Annotated in this window: 23 protein-coding genes; 18 read left to right on the plus strand and 5 right to left on the minus strand. The window is 39.4% G+C overall.

From position 1 onward, the window contains the following. Positions 1-55: 55 nt before the first annotated feature. Together GQR39_RS10610 and GQR39_RS10615 are read right to left on the minus strand one after the other, a co-directional pair. Positions 56-556, minus strand: coding sequence for an ankyrin repeat domain-containing protein (locus GQR39_RS10610; RefSeq protein WP_165735581.1), 501 nt, complete (start codon positions 554-556; stop codon positions 56-58). A gap of 134 nt (positions 557-690) precedes the next feature. Continuing rightward, positions 691-2,217 (minus strand): catalase, encoded by a 1,527-nt coding sequence (locus tag GQR39_RS10615; RefSeq protein ID WP_165735582.1) that lies wholly within the window; start codon positions 2,215-2,217, stop codon positions 691-693. Positions 2,218-2,644: 427 nt separating this feature from the next. Here GQR39_RS10615 and GQR39_RS10620 point away from each other — a divergent pair, with 427 nt between their 5' ends. The 5 genes from GQR39_RS10620 (at position 2,645) to GQR39_RS10640 (ending at position 9,495) form a co-directional block, all read left to right on the plus strand. Continuing rightward, positions 2,645-3,319: an HAD family hydrolase gene (locus GQR39_RS10620; RefSeq protein ID WP_165735583.1), complete on the plus strand. Its 675-nt coding sequence runs from the start codon at positions 2,645-2,647 to the stop codon at positions 3,317-3,319. 210 nt (positions 3,320-3,529) lie between these two features. After that, positions 3,530-5,251, plus strand: a complete 1,722-nt coding sequence (locus GQR39_RS10625; protein WP_024591939.1) for a membrane protein — start codon at positions 3,530-3,532, stop codon at positions 5,249-5,251. Positions 5,252-5,311: 60 nt separating this feature from the next. Next, complete coding sequence (locus GQR39_RS10630) at positions 5,312-6,835, plus strand: mannitol dehydrogenase family protein (protein WP_165735584.1); 1,524 nt, start codon at positions 5,312-5,314, stop codon at positions 6,833-6,835. 2 nt (positions 6,836-6,837) lie between these two features. Then, on the plus strand, positions 6,838-7,755 hold the full coding sequence (locus GQR39_RS10635) for a carbohydrate kinase (protein ID WP_165735585.1): 918 nt from the start codon (positions 6,838-6,840) through the stop codon (positions 7,753-7,755). Between the two features lie 270 nt (positions 7,756-8,025). After that, positions 8,026-9,495, plus strand: coding sequence for a carbon starvation protein A (locus tag GQR39_RS10640; RefSeq protein ID WP_165721703.1), 1,470 nt, complete (start codon positions 8,026-8,028; stop codon positions 9,493-9,495). Between the two features lie 84 nt (positions 9,496-9,579). Here GQR39_RS10640 and GQR39_RS10645 read toward each other — a convergent pair whose 3' ends face one another. After that, the gene (locus tag GQR39_RS10645) at positions 9,580-10,098 is read right to left on the minus strand and encodes a TetR/AcrR family transcriptional regulator (protein WP_024597781.1); all 519 of its coding nucleotides are present in this window, start codon (positions 10,096-10,098) and stop codon (positions 9,580-9,582) included. Between the two features lie 390 nt (positions 10,099-10,488). On the opposite strand from GQR39_RS10645, the gene GQR39_RS10650 reads away from it, so the two are divergent. The 4 genes from GQR39_RS10650 to GQR39_RS10665 all read left to right on the plus strand — a co-directional run bounded on the left by GQR39_RS10650 (position 10,489) and on the right by GQR39_RS10665 (position 12,940). Continuing rightward, complete coding sequence (locus GQR39_RS10650; RefSeq protein ID WP_165735586.1) at positions 10,489-11,109, plus strand: glutathione S-transferase; 621 nt, start codon at positions 10,489-10,491, stop codon at positions 11,107-11,109. Positions 11,110-11,158: 49 nt separating this feature from the next. Further along, positions 11,159-11,851, plus strand: a complete 693-nt coding sequence (locus GQR39_RS10655; RefSeq protein WP_165735587.1) for a cupin domain-containing protein — start codon at positions 11,159-11,161, stop codon at positions 11,849-11,851. Between the two features lie 98 nt (positions 11,852-11,949). Continuing rightward, positions 11,950-12,330 carry an STAS/SEC14 domain-containing protein gene (locus GQR39_RS10660; protein ID WP_002960091.1) on the plus strand — a complete coding sequence of 127 codons (381 nt, stop codon included), beginning with the start codon at positions 11,950-11,952 and terminating at the stop codon, positions 12,328-12,330. 157 nt (positions 12,331-12,487) lie between these two features. Beyond that, positions 12,488-12,940, plus strand: a complete 453-nt coding sequence (locus GQR39_RS10665; RefSeq protein ID WP_165735588.1) for a nuclear transport factor 2 family protein — start codon at positions 12,488-12,490, stop codon at positions 12,938-12,940. An 84-nt stretch (positions 12,941-13,024) separates the two neighbouring features. Here the strand turns inward: GQR39_RS10665 and GQR39_RS10670 are convergent, their stop codons facing one another. Then, positions 13,025-13,918 carry an AraC family transcriptional regulator gene (locus tag GQR39_RS10670; RefSeq protein WP_024593261.1) on the minus strand — a complete coding sequence of 298 codons (894 nt, stop codon included), beginning with the start codon at positions 13,916-13,918 and terminating at the stop codon, positions 13,025-13,027. 162 nt (positions 13,919-14,080) lie between these two features. On the opposite strand from GQR39_RS10670, the gene GQR39_RS10675 reads away from it, so the two are divergent. The 9 genes from GQR39_RS10675 to GQR39_RS10715 all read left to right on the plus strand — a co-directional run bounded on the left by GQR39_RS10675 (position 14,081) and on the right by GQR39_RS10715 (position 23,394). Next, complete coding sequence (locus GQR39_RS10675) at positions 14,081-15,601, plus strand: aldehyde dehydrogenase family protein (protein WP_007584266.1); 1,521 nt, start codon at positions 14,081-14,083, stop codon at positions 15,599-15,601. A 747-nt stretch (positions 15,602-16,348) separates the two neighbouring features. Then, positions 16,349-16,696 (plus strand): DUF2282 domain-containing protein, encoded by a 348-nt coding sequence (locus tag GQR39_RS10680; RefSeq protein ID WP_024591926.1) that lies wholly within the window; start codon positions 16,349-16,351, stop codon positions 16,694-16,696. After that, positions 16,686-17,609 carry a DUF692 domain-containing protein gene (locus GQR39_RS10685; protein ID WP_165735589.1) on the plus strand — a complete coding sequence of 308 codons (924 nt, stop codon included), beginning with the start codon at positions 16,686-16,688 and terminating at the stop codon, positions 17,607-17,609. Before GQR39_RS10680 ends, GQR39_RS10685 begins: the two co-directional genes overlap by 11 nt. Beyond that, entirely contained in the window at positions 17,609-18,436 is an 828-nt protein-coding gene (locus GQR39_RS10690; RefSeq protein WP_165735590.1) for a DNA-binding domain-containing protein, read from the plus strand. The genes GQR39_RS10685 and GQR39_RS10690 overlap by 1 nt, the downstream gene beginning before the upstream one ends. A gap of 30 nt (positions 18,437-18,466) precedes the next feature. Continuing rightward, on the plus strand, positions 18,467-19,009 hold the full coding sequence (locus tag GQR39_RS10695; RefSeq protein ID WP_231616707.1) for a DoxX family protein: 543 nt from the start codon (positions 18,467-18,469) through the stop codon (positions 19,007-19,009). Between the two features lie 189 nt (positions 19,010-19,198). Beyond that, positions 19,199-20,437 (plus strand): sodium:proton antiporter, encoded by a 1,239-nt coding sequence (locus GQR39_RS10700; protein ID WP_165735591.1) that lies wholly within the window; start codon positions 19,199-19,201, stop codon positions 20,435-20,437. A gap of 98 nt (positions 20,438-20,535) precedes the next feature. Continuing rightward, positions 20,536-21,090 carry a GNAT family protein gene (locus GQR39_RS10705; protein ID WP_165735592.1) on the plus strand — a complete coding sequence of 185 codons (555 nt, stop codon included), beginning with the start codon at positions 20,536-20,538 and terminating at the stop codon, positions 21,088-21,090. Positions 21,091-21,153: 63 nt separating this feature from the next. Further along, a complete protein-coding gene (locus GQR39_RS10710; RefSeq protein ID WP_165735593.1) occupies positions 21,154-22,626 on the plus strand; it encodes a S41 family peptidase in 1,473 nt (490 codons plus the stop codon). 48 nt (positions 22,627-22,674) lie between these two features. Beyond that, on the plus strand, positions 22,675-23,394 hold the full coding sequence (locus GQR39_RS10715) for a hypothetical protein (RefSeq protein WP_165735594.1): 720 nt from the start codon (positions 22,675-22,677) through the stop codon (positions 23,392-23,394). Positions 23,395-23,484: 90 nt separating this feature from the next. On the opposite strand, the gene GQR39_RS10720 is transcribed toward GQR39_RS10715, so the two are convergent. Continuing rightward, positions 23,485-26,418: a TonB-dependent receptor gene (locus GQR39_RS10720; RefSeq protein ID WP_076924249.1), complete on the minus strand. Its 2,934-nt coding sequence runs from the start codon at positions 26,416-26,418 to the stop codon at positions 23,485-23,487. Positions 26,419-26,420: the final 2 nt, after the last annotated feature.

Below are 26,420 nucleotides of genomic sequence, written 5' to 3' on the forward strand. Positions count from 1 at the left end.
ATATATTTAGTAAATCAAAAGCCCTATTATTTTAGGGCTTTTTGTTGCGTGCAGATTATTTTGCATTATTTACCTGCGCTAGTAACTCTATAACTTTTTGTTGACCAAATGTTTGTGCAAATTGCTCTGCCGTTTGACCTGCTTTGTTTTGATGCGCGTTGTCGCAATCAAGTGATACAAGTGTTTTAGCTATACTAAATTCACCTCTAAAAATAGCGGCCATTAGCGCTGTGTTGCCTCGGTTATCTTCTAAACAGGCATTAGCGCCTAAGTGCAAAAGCGTGTTTACCGTGTTTTTATTGCCATGGTAAGTGGCAATCATTAATGCGGTGTAGCCTTTATTGTTGTAGCTGTCGATAGGAATACCGGCATCTACAAATTGCTCTATTATAGCGGTGTCGTTTGTACGTGCTGCGGCAAAGTAATAAGCAAATAAGCTTTGGTATTGTGTTTTTGCAGAATGTTGGCTTTCAATTTGTGTACTTGGGGTATTTTGAGCGTAAACGCTACTGGTAAAGCTCAGTAGTAGAGCGACTATAATTAATAAATTACGCATAACAATTGTCTCTTATAAAAAGAGGAAGGGGGTTATCCCTTCCTCATAATTGTGGTTGCTTATATAGCTGCTTGCTTAGTTGGGACTAATTTTTACAACTGATTACTTACAGCTAGTTAATTACAACTAGCTACTTACAAGTTAGCGGCTAGTTGTTTAACCATTTTAAGGTCGCCGTTTACAGCTTTAGTTAAGCGTGTACCGTATTCAGTATCAGCTTTGTAAAAGTGGCTAAGCATTTTGTGTTTAACATTGATGTTTTGCACTTTACCTAAATCGCCTGCTAGGTTATTAATTAGGTTTGTACGTTCTTGTTTGCTAAAACCACGGTATATAACACCTGCTTGCGCGAAGTTTTGCTGCTTTTTAATCGCGGCTTGTTGTACAAAGCCTTTAAGCTCTGTGTTACTTCTACGTGCAATTGGGTTTTCAGCTACGTTTTCTTGGCTTGGCTGGTAGTTCACATTGCTTGTCGTGTTACCAATATTCATTGCGCCGTCTTGGTTGTAATTAACCACTTCAACTTTTGCACGGTTAATTGGCAATTGCTGGTGGTTAGCACCTAGGCGGTACATTTGTGTATCAGCGTAAGAAAACATACGACCTTGTAATAAACGGTCTTCTGAAGGCTCAATACCTGGAATAATGTTTGCCGGTGCCATTGCTACTTGTTCCGTAGATTGGAAGAAGTTAGTTGGCATACGGTTTAAGGTCATTGTTCCTACTTTAGTTTCTTTAATGTCTAACCACATTTTTGTTGCATCTAACGGGTTGTAATCAAAGTCATCAAGTTGCGATGGATCAAGCGTTTTAATGTACAGATCCCATTTAGGGAAATTGCCTCTGTTTATTTCAGTGTATAAATCTTGTGTTAAATGCTGAAAGTTTTGGCTTTGTACTTTTGCCACTTCTTTTGAGTCAAGGTTATCAATGCCTTGCTGGCTTACCCAATGAAACTTAACGTATTTAACATCGCCCGATTTATTAATCATTTTGTATGCATGTACACCCCAACCGTCCATTTTACGAAGACTTGCTGGTGTACCGTAGTCGCTGTAAACCCACGTTAGCATTTGTGTAGAACCTGGTTCATGCGAGAAAAAGTCAAATACACGGTTAGGATCTTGAATGTTATCTACCGGAGATGGTTTTAAAGAGTGAACCATGTCTGGAAATTTGATTGCATCACGAATAAAGAACACAGGTAAGTTATTACCGACTAAATCCCAGTTACCTTGGTCTGTGTAAAACTTAGTTGCAAAGCCACGTGGGTCGCGCAGTGTTTCTGGGCTACCTTTAGAGTGAATTACAGATGAAAAGCGAACAAATACGTCTGTTTCTTTACCTGCTTGTGCAAACGGTGCTGCAATTGTTAAATCGTCTAGCTCTTTTGATGCTACAAACACACCGTGTGCGCCAGTACCACGAGCATGCACAACACGCTCAGGAATACGCTCACGTGCAAAGCGTTGTAGTTTTTGAATTAGTTGTACGTCTTCTAGTAATACGCTGCCACGTTCGCCAGCCGTAATTGAATTTTGGTTGTCGCCAACAGCTGCGCCGTTGTCTTTAGTTAACGTAGTCGCTGCGCTTGCCGGTAATGCCATTGCAAGTGCTAGTGCACTTAGTGTTAATTTTGTTTTGTTTATTTGAGTATTCATTGTCGACCTCATCTATTTAAAAGTGCCGGCAGTGGTGCAGGCTGTTAATCTGTTAACGATAGTATTGATTTTATTAACTTCGGTAAAACTGATTAATTAGATTGATGTGATTTGTAAAACAGATGAAATAAATTAATAGGAGCACTTTTTACGTTAACGGAATTTTTTTACTACGACCTTGGTCGCAATATGCTTTTATAAAGTTGATTAAATACAAAGGTTTTTAGTTTTATCTGAGTGTATTTTCACCAAGCTGGTGCGTTTTATACTTACAGTGTGTTGACATATTCGTGCAATAAAGGGAATATGCTCAATCGGTGGGCTTATGCTCATTATTGAGTTGCACTAAAAAGCTGCACAATATTAATCGCGCTTAACTCGTTATACTTAAATTAGCTAAACCAAACAGTTTTAATAAGGTGACAAGATGAATACTAACATTGAGCTAGTAATATTTGATTGTGATGGCGTTGTTATTGATAGCGAAATTTTAAGCGCACAAGTACTCATTAATATGCTTGTTGAAAAAGGCGTTGATATTGATCGTGCTTATGTACAGCAACACTTTTTAGGCTGCAACTTTAAAACAGTAAGCCAAAAAATAGCGGATGCATTTAATGTCACTCTTCCTGAAAGCTTTGAAGGTGACTACCGCGAAGCACTGTTAAACGAATTTGAAACAGGACTAACCACGACTGACGGTATAAAAGACGTACTTAACAATTTAGCTGTGCCTATTTGTATAGCTACTAGCAGCAGCCCAGCACGCACCGCAAAAGCGTTGAGCGTAGTGAGTTTAAGTAAGTACTTTAGCGATACGGTTTTTACCAGCAGCGAAGTTAAGCGTGGCAAACCAGCACCCGATTTATTTTTACATGCAGCTAAACAAATGGGTATAAAGCCAGAGCATTGTTTAGTGATTGAAGACAGTAAAGCCGGCGTAAATGCAGGAATTGACGCTAACATGCAAGTACTGCATTACAGCGGTGGGCAACATATGCAAGGCTCTGTTAATCATGTGCACAGTGCTTACCCAAATGTTGATCATTTAACGCATTGGCAAGATTTTTTTAGTGCATACCCTGCACTTAAAAAGCAGTAAACACGCAGCTTTTTAAATACACAAAGTTTTAAACGCGATTTGCTCGCCTTACTCACTGACAGGCAAGCAAACGCAAAATATAAATGTAGATGGTTTTGCTTTACTAAAAATAAAACAAAACATGGCGAAACACCATGCGTTTATAAGCCAAATTATAAAAGGCAAAGTATTTAGGTATTAAATCTTTTGCTGTTAACAATAGGAAATACCATGGCAACGAGTCCACACACACAAACATTTAAAGATGTAAACGAAGAGCAACTTCCTGTTGCTAATAATAAGCTTCACGGCTGGAAACATTTTGCAGGGCTATACGCTGGCGAACATGTTGCGGCTACTGAATTTGTTATTGGTGCAACGTTTGTTGCATTAGGCGCTTCAACCATCGACATTCTACTGGGTTTATTAATAGGTAACCTGCTAGCAATGTGTTCTTGGTGGCTGATTACTGCACCCATTGCAGTAGAAACCCGCTTAAGTTTATATAACTACTTAAACAAAATTGCTGGTAACTCAATGACCAAGCTCTATAACTGGGCTAACGTGGTTATTTTTAGTGTTATATCGGCCGCGATGATCACGGTATCCTCCACCGCCGTGCGGTTTTTGTTTGATATACCTGCACAACTTGATTGGTATCCAAATAGCTTTTGGTTTGTAGCCATTGTTTTAGCTGTTGGCTCTATTGTTGTGTTTGTTGCGATGTATGGCTTTTCTACGGTTGCTGACTTTTCGAAACTGTGTGCGCCGTGGCTATTTGTTATATTTATTGCAGGTTCGTTCGCGTTATTCCCTGAGCTTTCAAATCACGTATTAGGTTCTACCTCTTTAACTAGCTTTAGCGACTTTATGACCATAGGCGACTCCTCCATATGGACGGGCACCAATGCCGATGGTGAAAAAGGCATTGGCCTATTAGAAGTTATTGGCTTTGCATGGGCTGCTAACTCAATTACTCACTTTGGTTTAATCGACATGGCTATTTTTAGATTTGCTAAACGCAAAAGCTATGGCTTGTTTTCTGGCGTGGGCATGTTTTTTGGTCATTACTTAGCGTGGATCTCTGCCGGTATTATGGGCGCAGGCGTTGCGGTATTACTTAAAACAACTATTTCATCACTTGATCCGGGCGATGTTGCATACCATGCATTAGGTTGGACCGGCTTTGTTATTGTAATTATTGCCGGTTGGACTACAGCTAACGCAAACCTTTACCGTGCAGGTCTTGCAGCACAATCTATATTTGTTAATCAATCACGTGAACGCACAACCGCTATTGTAGGTGTTGTAACCGTGATTATTGCGTGTTTCCCGTTTGTATTTTCACAAATGCTTCCGCTACTTACCTACGCAGGTTTATTAGTTGTACCAGTAGGCGGCATTGTGTTTGCTGAGCATGTGTTATTTCCTAAAATTGGCCTAACACGTTACTGGGCTAAATATAAAAACATTACTCGCAGCGTACCGGCTATAGCATCTTGGGCGTTAGCACTTGTGTTTGGGTTTGGTTTAAATGCTATTGATGTAATGTCGTTTTACTACTTGTTTATTCCTACGTGGATTTTCACAATCGTTATTTATACGCTTTTAGCTAAAAAATACGGCGCCGGTGAAGATTACACACAAGAGATTGAAGCAGAAGAGCAAGAGCAACGTGATATCAAAGAATATCAAGCTGCTGAAGCTAAAGACATTCCAAAGCCAGTAATTGACAGCTCTGTATTTACCAAAGTACTTAATGCGGTTTCTACGGTTTCACTGGTTATTATTTTTATATTTGCCAGCCAGGTGATGTTTTTCAGTGAAACTATGAGTATGTACAGCGCTAATAAATCGCAATTCGAAATAGCCTGTTTTATTTGTACTGTTATTTATTTTGTTACTGCGTACTGGTCGTTAAAACGCCATAAAGTACTCAATACAGCATCGTAATTACTTATCGTAATACAGTATCGTAATTTATATTTTATTTTTGTTTAGTAAGGTCGCACCATGACGCAACATCAACACACTGACGCTCTAGTTACAGGGCTAAACCAACAAAGCTTGGCTCAATTACCAAGCCATGTTGATACACCAACCTACGACCGTAGCGCAGTTAAAGCCGGTATTGTTCATATTGGCGTGGGCGGTTTTCATCGTGCTCATCAAGCGGTATATGTTAACGAGCTTTTAAAAACTCCAGGCTCTGAACAATGGGGCATATGTGGTGTTGGCCTTTTAGAGGGTAACCGTGGTCTGCGTGATATTTTAAAGCAGCAAGATTACCTTTATACGCTTACTGTTAGACACCCAGACGGTACAATAGATAACAAAGTAATTGGCTCAATGATCGACTTTTTGTTTGCTCCAGAGGACAAACAAGCGGTAATTAATAAGTTAGCGCACAGCGATACTAAAATTGTGTCGCTTACTATTACCGAAGGCGGCTACAACTTTAATCCTGCAACGGGCGAGTTTGACACCAGTAATCCAGATATTATTAACGACATTAATAACCCGAACGACCCAATTACAGCGTTTGGTTACATTACTGCTGCGTTAAAACTGCGTAAAGAGCAAGGCTTAGGCGCATTTACAGTGCAGTCGTGCGATAACATTCAGCACAACGGTAACGTAACACGCAAAATGCTTTTAGCCTTTGCTACAGAGCAAGACAAAGACCTAAGTGAGTGGATTGAGCAAAACGTATCGTTTCCAAATGCGATGGTTGACCGTATTACACCGGTATCTAAAAAGAGTGATATTGATTACGTGGTTGATGCATATGGTGTTAGCGACGAGTGGCCAATTACCTGTGAGTCGTTTACACAATGGGTAATAGAGGACACATTTAGTGACTCTCGCCCAAATTGGGACGTTGTTGGTGCACAGTTTGTTACTGATGTAACGCCTTATGAAACCATGAAAATACGCTTACTTAATGCAGGGCATTCTGTGCTTGGTTTATTAGGTTCAATCCATGGCTATGGCACTATTGACGAAACGGTATCTGATGAATTATTTGCCACATACCTGCGTGCTTTTATGGATAAAGAAGTAACGCCAAATCTTGAACCACTTGAAGGCATTGACCTTGAAAGCTACAAAGATACGTTAATAGAGCGTTTTGCTAATCCTAATATTAAAGACAGCCTAGCGCGTATCTGTAGTGAAAGCTCAGCTAAACTGCCTAAGTTTTTAATTGCTACAATTAACGAAAACCTAGTACAAGGTCGCGATGTATCACTGGCAACGCTTGTTATTGCTACTTGGTGCTTATACAGCGATAAGGGTTTAAGTGAAAACGGCGAAAAGCTTGAAATTCAAGATGCGATGCACAAAGAGCTTAATTCTTACGCGCAAGAGACTCAAACTAGCCCGTCTGCATTTTTAAAGTTAACGAGCTTGTTTGGTAAGCTTGAGCATAACGAAACGTTTACTGCTGAATATAAAAAGTCGATTGCTGCGTTGTATGCACCTAATAGTAAAATTAAAGCCATTATGCAGGCTGTACTTGATCAAAAGAGTAACTAATTATGAGCATTTTAATTAATCATAAATCAGGCGAAAACGTAAGTGTTAGCTGCTTTGGCGAAGTGCTGTGGGATTGTTTTGATTCAGGTAAACGCTTAGGTGGCGCGCCACTTAATATGTGTGTGCGTATCAACTCACTAGGCATTAAAGCCGACATGATAAGTGCAGTAGGTAACGACGAGTTAGGCGCTGAGTTACTTGGCGAAATTACTAGCAAAGGCGTAAGCTGCGAATACATTGCTATTAATAGTGACAAAAAAACTAGCACGGTTGAGGTAACACTCGACAGTGGTGGCTCAGCAAGTTATGAAATAGTGGCAGACACTGCGTGGGATAATATAGCGCTTACTGATGAGTTACTTAGTAAAGTTAAAAGTAGCGATGTATTTGTATTTGGCAGCCTAATTGGCCGAAGCGAAGCGTCTTTAGCAACATTAAATCAACTAGTTGATGTAGCAAACTTTAAAGTATTTGACGTAAATCTACGTGCACCGCATTACAAGCTAGAAACACTTGTAGATTTAATGAATAAAGCAGACTTTATTAAGTTAAACGATGAAGAGCTATACGAAATAGCAAAAGCGATGGGTTGTAAGTTTCATTCGCTTGAACAAAATTTAGCGTTTATAGCACAGCAAACAAATACCGATTACTTATGTGTAACTAAAGGCAGCCACGGTGCTTTATTAACAATCAAAGGCGAGAATTTTTATAATTCAGGTTATTTAATTAGCGTAATTGACACTGTTGGCGCAGGGGATTCATTTTTAGGTTCGTTAATTTATCAGCTTTGTAGCAACGACGACGCGCAATATGCCGTTGACTTTGCATGTGCCGTTGGAGCAATGGTCGCCGAAAGTTCTGGCGCAACACCTACTTTAACGCATCAACAAATTAGTGAGTTTATGAACCCACGTTAAAAAAACATTGTGTGTGAAAGCGGTTATAACGTAAAAGTTTAACCGCTTTTTTTGTGCCCAAAATAAGACGTGTGTAATAAATATTCAATGTGGAGCGTTAAGTGTGCAGGTTGCGTAAATAGTGGCTTATATCGATTATTGTATTAGCTAAACGTCTTATTGTTTGAGGGTTGAACCTTTGTTATTGTTCGTCGATTATTCACGGATTGAAAAGGCGGGGCGACACACAATGCGCTCTATAACTAAAATACAAAAAGAGAAACGTGCTTTATGATCATCTTTTTTATCTGCCTCACTATTTTAATACTGGGCTATAAGTTTTACAGCCCATTTGTTGAAAAACAAGCCGGTTTGGATTCAACTGCTGACACACCACAAAAACGCTTTAGCGAAGGTGTTGATTACGTAGCTATTCACCCTGTACGAGCATTTTTAATTCAGTTTTTAAACATTGCTGGCGTAGGTCCAATATTTGGCCCAATTTTAGGTGCTTTATACGGACCAGTTGCACTAGTATGGATTGTACTTGGTAATGTTTTAGGTGGCGCTGTACACGACTTTTTCTCAGGTGTAATGAGTATAAAAGAAGACGGTAAAAGCCTACCAGAAATCGCAGGCCATTATTACAACGTCGTATTTAAAGGCTTTATGCTTGTATTTACTGCCATGCTACTGTTTTTTGTAGGTGTAGTATTTATTATGAGCCCTGCAGGTTTGCTAAGTAACCTTGATTTCTTTGAAGGTACAATACTGGCAAATAATACCTTTTGGGTACTCGCTATTTTAGCGTATTACTTTTTAGCTACCTTGCTACCAATTGATAAAATTATCACGAAGTTTTACCCAATTTTTGGTGCGCTAATGATTGTAATGACAGTGGCAATTGCTATTTCATTACTAATTAATGCGCCGCACTTACCGGTACCAAGTGACTTTTTAGCTTACTTTGAAGCTGACCACGCACATGACTTTTTAGAACCAAACCCAGATGGGTTACCAACGTGGCCATTGCTATTTATAACAATTACCTGTGGTGCTATTAGTGGTTTTCACTCTACTCAAGCGCCAATTATTGCGCGCTGTTTAACTAACGAAAAATACGTACGCCCAGTTTATTACGGCGCTATGATGTGTGAAGGTATTGTTGGTTGTGTATGGGCACTTGCAGGTATTGCAGCGTTCCCAGATGGTTACGCTGGCTTAAAAGCATTGCTTGATCAAGGTGGTCCAGGTTTAGTTGTAAACCATGTAGCTAACAGTTACTTAGGTGTATTTGGCGGTATAATGGCAATTATTGCAGTAGCCGTTTTCCCGATTACTTCTGGCGATACAGCGTTCCGCTCACTACGTTTAACCGTTGTTGATGCGTTTAATATTCCGCAAAGTTTACGTAACCGCTTATTGGTAGCGGTACCTATACTTGCTATTGCATACTTTATGACGAAACTCGATTTCTCGTTAATTTGGCGCTACTTTGCATTTTCAAACATGCTGCTTTCTACAAGCGTATTATGGCTTGCCACTAAGTACCTGTTTGACCGTGGAGCATTCCACTGGATTGCGAGTGTTCCTGCTGTTATAGCAACAGCGGTAACGGTTTCTTATATTGGCACTGCAGCAATTGGTCTTAACTTATCAAGCGATTTAGGTAAACCTATTGGCGCTGTAGTGACAGTGATTGGCTTAATTGTTTTAGCTATTGTGCACTCTAAGCATAAAGTTAAACCAACAGCGGTTTAATAATCACATAAGTTATTTCAAGCATTAAAAAAGCGAGCTATTCATTATGAATAGCTCGCTTTTTTTGTGTACTAAATTTAGGTATTACTGAGTTGCAAGTTCAAAGTAACTGTTATCGTCGAGCGTTTTGCTTATCATCATAGCGCCCTCAAGCAAGCTCACTGTTTGAATAGCCGCTTTAGTAGGGTTGAGTTCACCATTAGCTAAATGTGCAGCGCTAAGCCATGTTAAATTTTGATTAAAAAAGCGTTTTACTTCAAGGCGTACTTTATCTGGAAGGCTATCGCTTTCGGCTCCTAGCAAACCACATAAACACATTTTACGATCGGTTACTAATGCACTTCTAAAAAGCTGAGTGTACACATCAATAGGATTTTTACCGCTTGCTTTAAGCTCGCTTGGCTCGCCTAACGCAGCTAAAAAAGAATTAGTATATTGATGAGCAAGCTCAGCACCTAAATCGGCCTTAGTCGGAAAGTGATAGTGCACACTGGCGCTCTTAATTCCAACTTCGCTTGCGAGCTCTCTAAAACTAAAATTACTGTACCCGCCAAGGCGCACCTTGTTTTCAGCTGCTTTTAATAACGCTTCTTTTTTACTCACTTTTAATATTTTCCTATCTGCAGTAATACCAATTTTATTAAAACATGATCATTGTATCGCATTAAACAACTCACTAACTGCGTTAAAAATTATTCATATAGAATAATTAGATGTCATAATTTTCGCCTTGTTATTGCGCTATTTTCTTAGCGCAATAATAGATCACTTATTTAATGCAATTGGTATAGCAAAATTATCGACCAGTAGGTAGTTATTTACAAGCGTTTTTATTTTTAAGCAACCCCCTAATTTTATTATGAATTAAGTTAAATCCTATAAATCAGAAAAATTTAAACGTTGACTTAAATTTAGTTTAATATTATAAATTACCTATCGGTAGGTAGGTTGCTGCCATTAATTCACTTTTAAACAATAAAGGTAGAGATTGCTATGAAAATTTATGATGTAGAAAACTTTCCAAACCCGCTTCGTGTTCGTATCGCTTTAGCTGAAAAAAATGCCACTGCAAATGTTGAGTTTGTACCTGTTGATTTATTAAATGGTGAGCACAGAACAGAAGCCTTCTTAGCTAAAAATCCATTAGCAGGTGTGCCCGTATTAGAGCTAGATGACGGCACGTTTATATCAGAAAGTACCGCTATTACTGAGTATATTGATACCGCATTTGAAGGCCCATCTTTAATGGGTGAAACCGCAAAAGAGCGTGCAGTAATTAACATGATGCAAAAACGCGCAGAATCTATGGTGCTTGACGCTGTGGCAACTTACTTTCATCATGCAACTGATGGCTTAGGTCCAGAGCTTGAAACGTATCAAAATGTGGCTTGGGGGGAAAAACAAGGCGAAAAAGCACGCCAAGGGTTTAGCTATTTTAATGATGTACTAGCGCAATCGGCGTTTGTTGCTGGTGAGCAGTTTAGTATTGCTGATATTACATTGTATGCTGGGTTGGTATTTGCTGGATTTGCACAAATAGCAATCCCGAATGAGTTAACTCATTTATTAGCATGGCAAGAAAAAGTAGCAAAACGCCCAAGTGTTGCGGCTTAATTAGGTTGTTAGTTTAAAATTTAAGTGGAGTTACGGTTAGGAGCCAAATATGAAAATTGCTGCCGATTTTAGTAAACGAGTTGTGGTACATAGCGAAACGCTCCCGTGGGTTGCATCGCCAATGGCGGGCGTTGATAGACGAGCACTGGACCGTGTGGGCGACGAAGTTGCTCGCGCCACGACCATTGTTCGTTATGCACCTGGCAGTGAATTTTCGCCGCATGTACATACAGGCGGTGAAGAGTTTGTTGTGCTTGAAGGGGTATTTCAAGATGAGCACGGTGACTTTGTGGCAGGTTCTTATATCCGTAATCCACCGCAATCAAAGCACAAACCGGGGTCTGAAAATGGCTGCGTTATATTTGTAAAGTTATGGCAGTTTCAGCCAGATGATCGAACCCACGTGCGTTTACAAACAGACTTGATGCAAAGTACGGCGCACCCTAGTTTTAAAAATGTAGCCGTAACCCCTTTATACCAAGACGACTTTGAAGACGTAAGCTTGTTGGACTTTAAGCCCAGCGCCTGCATGGTTATAAACGCAAAAGGTGGAGCAGAGCTGCTAGTACTTGAAGGCTCATTTGATGAACAAGCCGATACCCTTGTAAAAAATAGTTGGTTAAGAGTGCCTATTAACAGCTCTGTTAACGTTAAAGCGGGAAGTAATGGTGCAAAAGTATGGCTTAAAACGGGCCATTTAACTGATGTAGAAAACCAGATATCTCGCGTACAAAATGCGTAATTGAGTCGTTTATTTGAGATTATTTATTGATTTAGTTCAGGACTAATTAATTTTAGAAGGTGTACTTTTACCACTCAGCCTATTTAAGGAGAGCAGTAATGGTACACACAACACATGGTTTATCGATTGGTCTTGAACGTGCAGGAAGAGAGTTTTTTTTAAAACTTAAAGCCGTTGGTACGCTTACTCACGACGATTATAAAATAATTACCCCAATGATAAATTCAGCTCTTGGCGAAGTTAAGCACCCAGTTGTCAATGCTTTAATAGATGGTAGCGAACTTGAAGGTTGGGAACTACGCGCAGCGTGGGATGACTTAAAGTTAGGTGTTAAACACTCTAAAGAATTTAAAAAAGTAGCTATTTACGGTAATAAAGAGTGGCAAGCTCGAATGGCAAAAATAGGTAACTGGTTCATATCGGGTGAGGTTCAATACTTTGAAAATGCTACCGCAGCCATAGATTGGCTAGACGAATAGCTTGATTGAAAAAATTAAATTAAAGCACTCTTATAGAGTGCTTTTTAGCTCTATGGGTAACATTGTTAGGTAGTTACATTCGGTTTATTTCAATTGTTAATACTGCTCTATTAAAATACACTCATTATTATTGAGCAAACTACACATTATAAAAACAATGAAACAAGTACTTACCTTTATTACATTCCTGATATTTTCGGCATCGATACATGCAAAAGATAACAATATATTCACGCCGGTGAGCGATCTTTTTTTGGCTGTTTCTAACGTTGATCACACGCAAATGCGTGCAGCCGTTGATGATTCATTTTTACTTTTAGAGCACGGTGAAGTGTGGACTATTAATGACTTTATAAATGTTGTTAAGCCTTCTGACTTTATAAGAACTAATTATTTTAGTGTTATAAATTCGCGTGTAGTGGGTGATGTTGCTTTTATTAATTACTGGAATAAAGCCAATATTAAAAACACCGAAAGAAGTATTGATATTTATTGGTTAGAAAGTGCCGTTGTATCAAAAGTGGGCGATAAATGGTTGTTATCGCAAATGCACTCTACTCGATTACCCCAAGATGAAATACCTAAAGGTGTCACCTTTATAAAGCAATAGATATGACTCTAATTTAAAGCCCCGTAATATGGGGTTTTAATCGTTTAAATTATATCAGCCAACTCAGGTAATGCCCCTTTAGAGCTAATGTCGACACTCTTTAGGCGCAATGCCAAACGTTTGTTTAAATAAACGACTAAAGTGGCTCGCGCTATTAAATCCAACATCAAAGCAAACTTTACTAATTGCATGGCCTTGTAGCAATTGAGCACGCGCTTTTTTAAGTCTTAATTGTTGCTGCCAAAGGGCTGGGCTAGTGCCAAATGCAAGTTTAAACTGCTGATAAAACTTACTGCGGCTCATGCAGGCTATTTTGCATAAGGTATTTATGTCGAGCGTTTCACTTAAGTGTTCTTCAATATAAAGCAGGGCATCGCTGACTTTTGTTTTAAGGCGTGGCTTATCGCAGCTAGCCAGCAATAGCTCGCGGCTTTGTTGTTGTAGTAAACGGGTGATTAATTCGTTTAACGACAAATCAATCAAGTAATGTCGCTGTGCGCCTTGCTCGCTAAATAAATGCACCATGCGCTCTAATAATTGCTGCGTTTGAATATTATGTTGGGTATGCACTAACTGCGGTACATATTCAAATAAGCCATCGTGTGCAAAGTTTTGCTGCATGTTAAGTGCATTCGCCACGCTAGTTATTTTGTCGGTGCTAATTTCAATCGCTAAACAAGTAGTTGGGGCGTGCATTGATGCTTGTGGAAAATCAATTAAAACACCTTGCTCTGGCGCTAATACAAACGACTCGTGTGGTAAAAATGCTTTATGGTATTGGCTGCTTTCTACGTGCATTACCTTTTTGCCGCTAAGCATGGCACAAAACAGCAGCTCGTTTGAGTGCAGTGCCACCTTTTGCGCGCTTTGATACGTGTCGTAAATACTCAACTCACTGCTATCTGCAGCGAATGTGACTTTATTTTCTATTAATACATCAAGTTGTTGGCGTTTTTTGTTTAACTGAGATGTGTGCATATCAATCCTTTAGGTTTTTATTAGTTTGGACTCACAGACAACTTTTGTGGACAGCTAATCAAGTTTTTAGGCGCTTGTTAGTTTAATGTCGATTAAATATAAAGCATTTTGTTTTATATAAATGTTCGACCTTTAGCTAACAACAATAAAGAGAGCACACACATGATATATGCAAATCCAGGTAGCGACGGCGCACTCGTAAACTTTAAACAACAATACGGAAACTACATTGGCGGAGAGTGGGTAAAGCCTGTAAATGGCCAATACTTTGATAATATAAGCCCAGTAAACGGTAAGGTATTTTGCCAAATACCGCGTTCAGACAAAGACGACATAGAGCTGGCTCTCGACAAAGCGCATGCAGTGCGAGAGCAATGGGGCACAACGTCGGTGACCGACCGAAGTAACATACTGCTAAAAATAGCCGACCGAATTGAGCAAAACCTAGAGTTACTAGCTGTTGCCGAAACATGGGATAACGGTAAAGCAATTCGTGAAACACTCGCTGCTGATATTCCGCTAGCGGCAGATCACTTTCGCTACTTTGCGGGGTGCCTACGATCGCAAGACGGCACTATAGGTGAAATAGACGCAACCACCGTTGCGTATCATTTTCATGAGCCACTAGGGGTTGTTGGGCAAATTATTCCGTGGAACTTCCCTATTTTAATGGCCGCCTGGAAACTAGCGCCAGCACTTGCTGCAGGTAACTGTGTAATTTTAAAACCGGCTGAGCAAACACCAGCTTCTATTTTAGTTTTAATGGAGATAATTGGCGATTTACTCCCTGCAGGCGTATTAAATATAGTAAACGGCTTTGGTAAAGAAGCGGGTGAAGCACTGGCAACAAGCAAGCGTATCGCTAAAATTGCATTTACAGGTTCAACGCCTGTGGGCTCACATATTTTGAAATGCGCTGCTGAAAATATTATTCCTTCAACGGTCGAGCTCGGTGGTAAATCACCTAATATATTTTTTAATGATGTAATGGAAAAAGACGATGCGTTTTTATCCAAAGCTATTGAAGGCGCCGTGCTTGCTTACTTTAACCAAGGTGAGGTGTGTACGTGCCCATCAAGGCTGTTTATTCAAGAAGACATTTACGAGCAGTTTATTGAGCGAATACTCGAACGTACCTTAAAAATTAAACGCGGAAACCCGCTAGATAGCGAAACTATGGTTGGCGCACAAGCTTCAAAAGCGCAATTTGATAAAATACTGAGCTACATTGAAATAGGCAAAAAAGAAGGCGCTGAAGTACTCACTGGCGGTAATGTAGAGCAGCTAAGTGATGACTTAAACGGTGGTTACTACATACAACCTACGTTATTAAAGGGCACAAACGATATGCGTGTGTTCCAAGAAGAAATTTTTGGCCCTGTTATTTCAATGTCGACCTTTAAAGATGAGGCCGAAGCACTCGAGCTTGCCAACAGCTCTGAGTTTGGTTTAGGTGCAGGTGTGTGGAGCAGAAACATGAATCGTGCTTATCGTATGGGTCGCAAAATAGAAGCAGGGCGAGTGTGGACTAACTGTTATCACATGTACCCAGCACACGCTGCGTTTGGTGGTTATAAAAAATCAGGAATAGGGCGCGAAACGCACAAACTGGCACTGGAGCACTACCAACAAACTAAAAACCTATTAGTGAGCTACAGCGAAGATCCGCTCGGCTTCTTTTAAATAAAGAGCCTAAGCTTTAAATAAACAACCATTAAGTAATAATGCCAGCGCTACCTATTTGTAGCGCTTTTTTTATAGGCAATCAACCGTTGATAATGGCCATGTAGTCCAACATTTTAGCGTTGCAGAAAATAACATTATAATGACGGTGTTTACGAGTCCTACTTAAAAAACGCTAATTTAGCGAGTATAGAGTGGTGTAAATATAAGGAACCTTTAAATAATATTTTTATCCTTCCTCAGTTAAGTAAATTTCTATTTGTAGATCATTACCAAAACAAAGTGCCTCAATGCATCTAATCCACTAAATATGAACTTTTCCAAGCTTATTCATTATCAAAACAATTAGGTTAGCTTTTCTAATGTTTGTATTAACTGCTTAGTCCACTATATTTACTTCTTGTTTACAGTTGTTTTTCATTGTAAGCAAATAATCTGAAAGTTTTTATAACAACGATAGGTCTATTAAATTGATAAAACGGCGATATTGCTTATCTCCATTGTGCTTGTTTATCAAAATATGAATGTTTTTATACCAATTCGCTTAATTAAGTGATTTATTTTGAGGATGGAAAAACGTGTTGATAGCTAGGCAAAAAATTCGCTATTTAGTTGTTCTAAATGAGAATTTTTTAACGCAAGTAGCGACACGTTTAGCCCCGCAAAATGATTAAGTATTATTGCGGATTGGTATTATTAACAATCATTGATAAAACAAGAAAAAATATTTTAATCCGGAGCATAAAAATGAAAAAAGTAAATTTAACTAAGGCTTTATTAATCGGTGCATCAGCAGCAGTTTTAAGCGCGGGTGCTGTGGCAGGTCCAAACAGTCAATTAACCGTTGCAGAAGGTGCTTCAGCAAAAGTACAAGAGCAATTTAAAGGCTGGGTAGCTGGTGATAAAGTTCGCGGTCGTAAAGATAAATGTTTTGGTATTGCTTTAGCGGGTGAAAATGATTGTAAAGCAGGTGCAGGAACGAGTTGTGAAGGCACTTCAACTACAGACTTCCAAGCTAACGCATGGACATATGCACCTAAAGGCGTATGTGAATCAGTTGTAACTCCTAATGGTAAAGGCTCGCTTGAAGGTTAATAAAGCAGGTTTTCCCCAGTGCATTGTTGCTGGGGAGCAATTAGGTGCAGGTCTTAGTTTAAAACCAGAACATCTTGACGACATTTTAGCTTTACAGGTAGAGCTGCCATCTACAAATAATAATCTTTGGTTTGAAGTGCATACAGAAAATTATTTTGTGGCAGGTGGTCCTCGATTAAATTATTTGAGAGCTGTACGTGAAAATTTTGATATTAGTTTTCATGGTGTTGGCGGTTCGTTAGGCTCTGATCATAAAGCCATGCTTGCTCATACTAAACGAGTTAAAGCGTTGATTGATGAGTTTCAACCAGCACTGGTATCTGAACACGCTGTATGGTCTAAGTCGGATGGAAAATATTTTGCAGACTTAATGCCTTTACCTCGCACCCAAGATGCACTTGAGTCTTTAATTAATGGGATTGATTGTTACCAGACGGGCATAGGTCGGTCAATTTTAGTAGAAAACCCAAGTAACTATTTAGATTTTATAAGTGATATGGAAGAACCTCAATTTTTAGTTGAGGCAGCTAAGCGTTCTGGTTGTGGCTTACTTATCGATATTAATAACTTATACATCAGTAGTAAAAATACGGGTATTGATGCGCTTGATTATTTAAAGCAGATCCCCGCTGAGCTTGTTGGAGAAATTCATATTGCAGGGCACGATCCGGATCCAGCTCTTGGTCAGTCATTATTGATAGACAGCCATGCAGCACCGGTAGCAACGCCTGTATGGGATTTGCTGGAACAAGCAATTGAGATATTTGGTCAGCGACCAGTGCTTGTTGAGCGAGATGCGAATATTCCATCGTTTGAAGAGCTTATGAGCGAGCGAGAAACTGCGCAAAGCTATTTAAATCAAAGTGAGTTACAAAGTCGCTTAAATATACCTCATAAAGAAGTGGTTCGCTGATGAGTACCAATCAATATATTGATGCTTTTACTCGCTATTTGCGAACGGGCGATCCAAGTGCAATGGAGCATTTTTGCGAAAATCCATCGCACATTAAAAGACTAGCTGTGTATCGTAACGGGTTTTATAAAGGCTGTGTTGATGCATTAATAGCTAATTTTCCTATGTGTGAAAAAAAAGTAGGTAGTGAGAACTTTCGAAAAATGGCACGACTTTATGTTGACCGTTTTCCGCCAGAGCAGGGCACTTTGGTCGGATACGGATTAAGCTTTCCAGACTTTGTTGCAGGCTTGATTAAAGATAGTGAAATTGAAAATCAGCATATTTTTGAAGTCACTGTAAATCAGCTAAGTACACTAAGTTTATATACGAACTTAGTTGATATTGCGCATTTAGATTACGCGTGGCTAATGAGTTTGATGAGCGCTGATTCAACTGAAACTTTAACTATAGAATATGTTACTCAACTAATGGAACAAGGTACTGAGCTTACTGAACTTAATGTAAAGCTTAACCCCAGTGTACTGCTACTTAGTGTGAGTGAAGGCGCATTTTTTGAATGGATTTCGCTAAAAACAAATAATAATGATGTCGCTGTAACTAAATCCTCTACTGAGGATTTTATTATGTTATGGCGCTTGCAAGGTGCGGTGCAAGCCCGTTCCCTTTGCGCTGCTGAAGTTAAACTTATGCAGGCCCTACAAGGTACAGGTAGGTCGTTGGGTGAAGCTTTTGATGCAGCAATAACAGTAGATGAAAACTTTGAAGTGAGCGAAGCTTTTACAGCATGCTTACAAAATGAATTATTAGAAATCCAAATCAATTAGTACATTACAAGAGTAGGAACAAATATGGGCATGATAAAAAAAATACAACAACTGTACGTGCAGATGGGAGAGCAGTTATCGCGGTTCTTAGAGCCCATAGCGCTGTTTTTTCTTCGCTTTATGGTCGCTAAAGTATTCCTAGACTCTGGTTTGAGCAAATGGGATGGCTTTTTACAATTTAATGTTGATAAATACGACCTATTTAAATACGAATTTTTCTGTCCTGATCCAGTTAGAGAAGGTGCTTTGCAGCTTTGTAATCCTCAAACCTTAGATTATGTTGATGGCTCATTTCTTGTAAAAGTAATTGAAACGCTTGCTGTGGTTGCTGGTGTTGTTGAGGTACTGCTTCCAATATTACTGATTATCGGTTTGTTTTCTCGCTTTGCAGCACTGGGCCTTATTGGTATGACATTGTTTATTCAGCTTGCAGTTTTTCCTACACTGGATCATTGGATTAATCCGGCATCGTGGTGGGCTGTTTCATTATTAGTGATTTTTGCTCGTGGGCCTGGCTTTTTGTCTATTGATAAGTTACTTGGTTTAGACGCAAAACGTGCAGCTGCTAAATAAGCTTTTGCATATTAAAAGTTAAAAGTAACCGGCAGGCTAATATCATTTAGGTGCCGGTTATTATTTAGACTAGAGTTAAAAATAAGCTTATACAAATTAATTCAATAAATTGTGCTGATTTAATATAACTAACCTCAACCCTGATATTTTCTAATAAAAATACCAAGCCATGCCTAATAGGATTTCCCAATGGAAATAGGATTACTCATTCTTCTGTTCTCAGTTAGTGCTTACTCTATGCTAGCTAAAAAGCTGTCCACAACCATTATTACCGCACCAATGGTATTTTTGGGTATTGGTTTTGCCGTATCACAGGCTGGACTTATTAATATAGGCGATGCACATGAAACCGTGTATTTAATAGCAGAAATATCGCTAGTTGTATTATTATTTTTAGATGCTTCACAAATAAACCTACGAAGATTAAAAAGGCAAAATACATGGCCTTTAAGAATGCTATTGATAGGTTTGCCGTTGAGTATTTTGATTGGTACAGGCTTTGCTTATTTGTTTTTCCCACAGTGGCCTTGGGCCATGCTAGCCCTAGTTGCGGCAATTTTAGCACCGACTGATGCGGCTTTAGGGCAAGCTGTTGTTAGCAATGAGAGCGTACCTTTAAACGAGCGACAAAGTTTATCAGTTGAGAGCGGTTTAAATGACGGACTAGCATTACCTGTTATTTTATTTTTTGCCAGTATAGTTGCTATGGAAACCGGCTCTCAAGAAAATGAAATGTCATGGTTAGTGTTTGGATTTAGCCAAATATTTATAGGTATTTTGGTTGGCGCATTAATGGGGTTCTCGAGCGGACGTTTATTTTTATACTCTGAGTCAAAAAAAATATCATCGACTATATATGAAGGCATTGGTGTTTTAGCACTTACCGGCACATCATACCTAATGGCAAGTTTACTGGGCGGAAATGGATTTATATCAGCGTTTGTTGCAGGTTTAGCTTTTGGCAATAGTGTAAAAGGGCATTGCCGATTTATATACCAATTTACTGAAAGCGAAGGGCAAATGTTAATATGGTCTTCGTTTGTTATTATTGGGCTTGGTTTACTGCCTTCAGCTATAGAGCACTTAACCTTCCCCGTAGTTGGTTATATTTTAGTGAGTATATTTATTGTACGCCCTCTTGCTATTTACCTATCGCTAATTGGTACAAAAGCAAAGACATTAACAAAAGTGTTTATGGGTTTCTTTGGACCTCGAGGTCTTGCCACAGCGCTTTTTGCACTTATTATTTCTAAAGATATTTTAGGCCAGTACGGTCACTCAGTTTTAATTATTGCGATTAACGCTGTATGGATGAGTACTTTAATACACGGTATTGCAGCAGCACCTATGGCTAATTGGTATGGCGCTAAAATTAAAGTGCTAAAAATTAAATCAAGAGAGCTCGCTAGGTTAAAAAACAGAAAGTAGCAATTGAACCAAAATAGGAACTCAGCTATGGTTTGTGCACAAATAGAATGAATTTAACGCGGGTGTTTTTGTAAACTCGGTTATGGCACGGAGAGCTTATGAATTTCCCAGAGCTAGAAACAGCACGTCTGATACTTACTAGCTTATCAGCAAGCGATAGTGAAGCACTTCTAAATATCTATTCAGATGCAGAAGTTGTTAAATTTTACGATATAGAGGCTTATAAGTCAGAAGCTCAATCAGCTAAATTAATTGATTTTTTCAATGCTCGCTTCACTGAGAATATTGGTATTCGATGGGCTATTCGTCTAAAGACTACAGGTAAGTTAATTGGCACTTGCGGCTTTAATACATGGAACCAAAAGATGAAAAATGCCAGCATAGGGTACGAAATAGCTTCTGAGTATTGGGGGTGTGGGTTTGCCTCTGAAGCATTACATGAGGTTATTAATGCTGCATTCTCAAATCAACTTGTATTCGGTGAACTATACCGAATTCAAGGAGATACTATGATTGGCAATCTTGCCTCAGAGTCGGTCTTGAAAAAGCTAGGCTTCAAAGAAGAAGGTATTCGCCGTGCAAGTGGTTACTGGAAAAATGAGTTTCATGACTTGAGGTGCTATGGGTTATTAAAGCCTGAATTTAAACAATAATTACAAAGTATAAAAGTTACTCCTACCGCAGCTCTATTTTGGTAAATAATTAAATGGATTTTTATGACTATAAAAAAAACAACAACCAACTATGTATTACTCGCTGCTTTTCTAATATCACCTATTGTTAATGCAGCTAAAAACCAAGCATTACCAGCCACGCCTGAGCAGTGGCGCAGCATAACAGAGCGCGATATTAACGCGGCTTATAGTATTACCGCACATAATCACCCTGGTATGTTTGATAGTAATAACCCAACTTTCCCTGATTTATTAAATCAAGCAAAAGCGGAGGCACTTACATTGTCGGCTCAAGCGAGTGGGCCGCAGGCGCATGTAGCGGCAATTGCGCGCTTTAGCACTATTTTACAAGATGGTCACGCTGGTGCGTTTTCAAGTGTAGATAGACCCGCGCGCCGCTGGCCGGGCTTTAGAGCTGTATGGCGAGGTGACGCGCTAAAAGTGTATTACAGCGAAACCAAAAATATTAGCAAAGGCGACGTTGTAAGCCAATGTGATGGGCAAAGCACTGATACCTTAATGCGTGAGAGAATATTTAAGTTTCATGGTGAAGTTGCACAACCTGGGCATTGGTGGCAGCAAGGTTGGCGGTTACTAATTGACGAGGGCAATCCATTTTTAACCCCTCTAAAAAAATGTGAATTTGTTAAAGCCAATAGCGATACCTATACACACGTATTAAATTGGTCAGTAAGGCCTAAGTCAGCAAGCAAGTATTTAGAAAATGCTTATAACGGTGATGAGCTTCCCATTGATTTAACGTGGCCTGAAAAAAACATTGCTTGGATTGCTATGCCTAGCTTTTCATCAACAGATAAACAAACTGCTGCATACAATAAAGTGTTTGAAAAAATAAAACAGCAGCGTAGCAAGTTACTTACTGCAAAAGCCGTGGTATTAGATTTGCGTCATAACCAAGGTGGCTCATCTTATTGGAGCTCACAAATAGCCAAAGAATTATGGGGTGAAAAGGTAGTAGAACAAAAAGTAAATGATAAATCTCAAAACACGCAAGTGTGGTGGAGAGCATCAAAAGATAATACCGACCATGTAGTGTCTTTATTAGAGATTGTAAAAGATCAGCCTGAATTATTGAAAATAGTTAAAACCGTAGCAGCTGGTATGGCTTTATCACTTAAAAATGATGCCCCATTTTATGTAGAACAAGAAACTAATACGCTAAATAATATGCCACAAAATCCTTTAACTAGTGACTTTAAAACCAAGGTGTTTGTTATTGTTCCGCCGCAGTGCGCCAGTGCTTGTTTAGATGCGCTTGATAAGTTTAAGCTTTTTGAAAATACAACGTTATTCGGTGCGCCAAGCAGTGCTGATTCTATGTATATGGAAGTACGCTTAGCTGATTTACCTTCAGGCTTCGGTAAAGTTGTAGTGCCAAATAAAGTATATGTAAATAGAGCTCGTGGAGCAGGAGATTTTTATAAGCCGGATGTTGCGTATAACGGCATTGATTGGACAACTAATGTGTTGCTTGAGCAGATTAAAAAATACTAGTTGATAATTATCTACTTTAAAATTAAGTAGTTTAGAAGTTGGAATAACATGAAATCAGATAAATTTTTTAAATGGGTATGGCATCTTAATGGGCTGGTTTTATTTAGTGGGCTTATAATTGCGATGTTGTTTGTTTTATTTCAACTTGCTTCTGTTATTTTTAAAGATCAAAACCTCATAAAACAAACAACATTAAATTTAGCTCAAGACGACAACAAAGAAGAAAACTGGCGCTTAGGTTATCCACATAAAATAAGTGGCACCGATTTTTATTTTATTGCACTTGAGTCCGAAAAACTGTTTGTAGAAAAAAGTGAAGTACTGGGGATGTATAGTGAGTTTGGCGGAAGTAGCTATAAACCAACTAGATCAAGAAACGTTCTCTTCATTAATAGCATTACTAATAACTCTGTTTGGTTATTTAAATCTATAGATCAGTTGATTATAGATATAATGCCACTTGTAGATGATGAGTTTAATGAAAGATCAGCCACCCGTATTATCTCTTATGAGGTAATAAATAGTGATACTAATTTAGATAATAAACTGGATAATACCGACAATCGGACCTTTGCTTTAAGTAAAGTTGATGGCTCTAATTACACTGAAATTATTACAGATTATAATCGTATAATTGAATCAGGTTTAAATTCTGACGGTGAGCTTTTTGTTATTTTTATTAATAATAATGTGGTTTATTCAATGCTTGTGGATTTAATTACATTTGAGATATTAAGTAAGAAACCTTTACCAAAGGTCGGAGGTTAACTGCTCATTACTGGTAAATAGCTAAGAGTTAAGACAATAAAAAACCGCTCAGTGAGCGGTTTTTTGCATTTTTTACTAAAGGAAATTTAGTTAGAACGTGTAACGGGCACCAATTGAGTAACGTGGACCGTACTGATTAGCAAATAAGAACTGCTCTTCGTAACGTCCGTAACCCTCTTCGGTGGCATTGTTTAAGTTTATGCCATCAAAAAATACCGTTACGTTTTCGTTTACATCGTAGTTAACGCTCATATCCCATTGGCCGTAGGCTTTAGCATATTGCGGAGGCGCATCGGCTGAACCTTGCGCTTGGCCTACACCAATTAGGTATGAGTCGCGCCATGCGTAAGTAATTTTAACTGATAGGCCGTCTTTTTCGTAAAAGCCTTGGAAGTTAGCTGAGTCACTTAAGCCTGTAAGCGGTGCTTGTTGATCAAGGCTTTCGCTATCAAATTCTACGTCGCCATCTACAAATGTTGCGTTAACACCAATACCAAAACCGGTTTCACCAATTAGATGTTGAACTGCAACTTCAAAACCATCTACCGATTTACTGTCGGTGTTTTGTGGCTGGCTAATATTCCATGTAATTAGCGGATCGTCGCTGTTTGGTTCAATAACGCCATTTGCATTGCCGTAACCGCTGGCAATCATTTGTGCAAAAATAGCGTCGGTTGTTGCTTGCTCACCACGTGATTCAATATCGCTTACGGCTTGTAAGTAACGAGGGCCGTTTAAAATATCGTGCAAGCCATCAATAGTGGTTTGCGTAATGGTGGTTTGAATAAAGTTATCAACGTCTTTTTTAAAGTAACCAACAGACGCGTAGCTACCTTCTGCGTAGTAATACTCAAGTGATAAATCAAGGTTTGTTGATTCAAACGGCAATAAGTTTGTATTACCTTGGCTACCTGTACGAGAACCCGGTTTTGGGCTGCCTGTTAAACTACGGCCACCGGCTAAATTACCTAGTGGTGCACGCGACATTGTTTTACCCCAAGATACGCGAGCTACTACGTCTTCAGTTAAATCAACACTTACGTCGATTGAAGGTAGTAAAACATCGTAATCACCTTGTTGTTCTAAGAAGTTATCATCGCCGCCCGCAGCGTATTGCATGATCCACTCTGAAGCGCTGATCCAGTTAACTTGATCTTCAACGCGTTGACGTACAGTACTGGTTACGTCTGTTTGCTCATAGCGTAGGCCTGCATTTACTTTTACGTAGTAGTTACTTACGTCAAACTCCCAGCTTGATTGAACATAAAAGCTATTAGTGATTTCTTCTACGTAGCTCTCGCTATCTATTCCGTCTGCGTATGCATTAGCGGCATATGCATCGCCACCTGTAACATCTGCCGTTAAGTAAGCAATTTGGCGTGCAACAGCTTCGTCAAAGTCATAGGTATAGTAGTAACCAGGTTGTAAGTCACTGCCGCCGCCATCAAACTGATCTAAAAGGCCTGATGTATCATTACGGGTAAACATGCCGTCTGGGAATATTTCTGTATATGATGGGTTAAAACCTGGGCCACCTACTAAACCACTCCACGCGGTGTAACCACCTGTGTTTTGTTCTGTACGTGATGCGCCAAATTTAACTTTAACTAAACCAATGTCATAGCTTTCGTTATACCATGTTGTGTGCAGCTGTAATTGTTCAATGTTTGATTCACCCGGCGAGTGAGTAAACTGACTAAAGTTTGAATCAATTTCGCCAGGCGTTAATTCACTTGTGCCATTTAACCAATTAACTTGTGCACTAGGTACTTCGCCCGTGCGGTAATCATAAATTTTATTAGCTAGCTGATCAGACCCTAAAATTACTTGGCCTGCACTTCCCAGCCCGTTGTCGGCGCCGTTATCGGTTTCGTTTTTAGAGTCGTGGTAATCAAGCTCTACGTGCCACGTGTCGCTAATTTCCCAATCTAGGTTTAAACCAAGAGAGCGGGCTTTTACTTCTGTAGTGCCTTTATTAGCTGTGAATGACGCGTCATTACCGCTAATGTCTGCATATACTGCAGTGCCATTTTCATCTAGTTCGTAGCCATTTATATTGCTACCAAAGTCGTTCCAAATACCCCAACCAATGCTTTGAGAGCCAGTTACAGCTTTACTTGCTGTGTAATCAAGTGTTGCTACAAAGCCATCGACCGGTGCGTATTGAAAAGTAACTTGCCCATTTGTACGTTCACGCTCTACATCTTCAATAGAGTAGTTCATGTCTTTAGGGAAGTAGTAGTTACCTGCAGAATCTGTGCGGTTATCAACTACGTTGCTGCTATCTAATTCAGGTAAGTCTACGTTTGCCTGCCAGCCTTGAATATTGGCACTTTGTTTTTGAAAGTCACGCTCTTGGTGCGAAAATGAAAAACCGAAACCAAAAGTGTCATCTACAAAGGTATTGCTGTAAACAGTAGAAAACTCTGGTGTTACGTCATCGCCAGCTTCGTTCGACGAGTCGTGGTTTGCTTTAACGGTTGCCGAAAAATTTTGACCTGGCTTTTGAAAAGGTCGCGCAGTAGAAATATTAACCGTTGCACCTAAGCCACCGCTTGGCACGTCTGCACGAGCTGTTTTAAACACTTCAAGCGCACTTACGCCTTCAGAGGCAACGTTTTCAAGGTTATACGAGCGTGTATAACCTGTGCCCGGCATTTGGCGGCCATTTAAGGTAATCAAGTTAAACTCTGGACCAAAACCACGTACTGTAATTTGGCTACCTTCACCGTTAGCGCGGCTTACCGATACACCGGTAATACGCTGTAATGATTCTGCTAAGTTTGTATCTGGGAATTTACCCATTTCTTCAGACGAGATAGCATCTACAATACCCGAAGAGTCGCGTTTCATATCCATAGAACGAATAAGTGAACCACGAATACCTTTTACTTCAATAATTTCTACATCAGGCTTTGCTGATATGTCTGCTTCTGCAGCGATAGCTGTGTTTAATGTGCTCGCAGCAATGATGAGAGACACAGAAGCCGCAAGTTGGCTCTTTTTAAAATTGAATGTGTTCATAA

The organism is Pseudoalteromonas sp. C8 (assembly GCF_011378685.1).
Classification (GTDB): Bacteria; Pseudomonadota; Gammaproteobacteria; order Enterobacterales; family Alteromonadaceae; genus Pseudoalteromonas; species Pseudoalteromonas arctica.

What these genes read in the sequence shown, in the direction of transcription:
- GQR39_RS10700 (WP_165735591.1), top strand. Translation starts at nt 19,199, where the DNA reads ATGGAAATAGGATTACTCATTCTTCTGTTCTCAGTTAGTGCTTACTCT.
- GQR39_RS10670 (WP_024593261.1), bottom strand. Translation starts at nt 13,918, where the DNA reads ATGCACACATCTCAGTTAAACAAAAAACGCCAACAACTTGATGTATTA.
- GQR39_RS10630 (WP_165735584.1), top strand. Translation starts at nt 5,312, where the DNA reads ATGACGCAACATCAACACACTGACGCTCTAGTTACAGGGCTAAACCAA.
- GQR39_RS10705 (WP_165735592.1), top strand. Translation starts at nt 20,536, where the DNA reads ATGAATTTCCCAGAGCTAGAAACAGCACGTCTGATACTTACTAGCTTA.
- GQR39_RS10660 (WP_002960091.1), top strand. Translation starts at nt 11,950, where the DNA reads ATGGTACACACAACACATGGTTTATCGATTGGTCTTGAACGTGCAGGA.
- GQR39_RS10665 (WP_165735588.1), top strand. Translation starts at nt 12,488, where the DNA reads ATGAAACAAGTACTTACCTTTATTACATTCCTGATATTTTCGGCATCG.
- GQR39_RS10610 (WP_165735581.1), bottom strand. Translation starts at nt 556, where the DNA reads ATGCGTAATTTATTAATTATAGTCGCTCTACTACTGAGCTTTACCAGT.
- GQR39_RS10690 (WP_165735590.1), top strand. Translation starts at nt 17,609, where the DNA reads ATGAGTACCAATCAATATATTGATGCTTTTACTCGCTATTTGCGAACG.
- GQR39_RS10695 (WP_231616707.1), top strand. Translation starts at nt 18,467, where the DNA reads ATGATAAAAAAAATACAACAACTGTACGTGCAGATGGGAGAGCAGTTA.
- GQR39_RS10715 (WP_165735594.1), top strand. Translation starts at nt 22,675, where the DNA reads ATGAAATCAGATAAATTTTTTAAATGGGTATGGCATCTTAATGGGCTG.
- GQR39_RS10620 (WP_165735583.1), top strand. Translation starts at nt 2,645, where the DNA reads ATGAATACTAACATTGAGCTAGTAATATTTGATTGTGATGGCGTTGTT.
- GQR39_RS10675 (WP_007584266.1), top strand. Translation starts at nt 14,081, where the DNA reads ATGATATATGCAAATCCAGGTAGCGACGGCGCACTCGTAAACTTTAAA.
- GQR39_RS10710 (WP_165735593.1), top strand. Translation starts at nt 21,154, where the DNA reads ATGACTATAAAAAAAACAACAACCAACTATGTATTACTCGCTGCTTTT.
- GQR39_RS10640 (WP_165721703.1), top strand. Translation starts at nt 8,026, where the DNA reads ATGATCATCTTTTTTATCTGCCTCACTATTTTAATACTGGGCTATAAG.
- GQR39_RS10625 (WP_024591939.1), top strand. Translation starts at nt 3,530, where the DNA reads ATGGCAACGAGTCCACACACACAAACATTTAAAGATGTAAACGAAGAG.
- GQR39_RS10720 (WP_076924249.1), bottom strand. Translation starts at nt 26,418, where the DNA reads ATGAACACATTCAATTTTAAAAAGAGCCAACTTGCGGCTTCTGTGTCT.
- GQR39_RS10655 (WP_165735587.1), top strand. Translation starts at nt 11,159, where the DNA reads ATGAAAATTGCTGCCGATTTTAGTAAACGAGTTGTGGTACATAGCGAA.
- GQR39_RS10635 (WP_165735585.1), top strand. Translation starts at nt 6,838, where the DNA reads ATGAGCATTTTAATTAATCATAAATCAGGCGAAAACGTAAGTGTTAGC.
- GQR39_RS10615 (WP_165735582.1), bottom strand. Translation starts at nt 2,217, where the DNA reads ATGAATACTCAAATAAACAAAACAAAATTAACACTAAGTGCACTAGCA.
- GQR39_RS10650 (WP_165735586.1), top strand. Translation starts at nt 10,489, where the DNA reads ATGAAAATTTATGATGTAGAAAACTTTCCAAACCCGCTTCGTGTTCGT.
- GQR39_RS10680 (WP_024591926.1), top strand. Translation starts at nt 16,349, where the DNA reads ATGAAAAAAGTAAATTTAACTAAGGCTTTATTAATCGGTGCATCAGCA.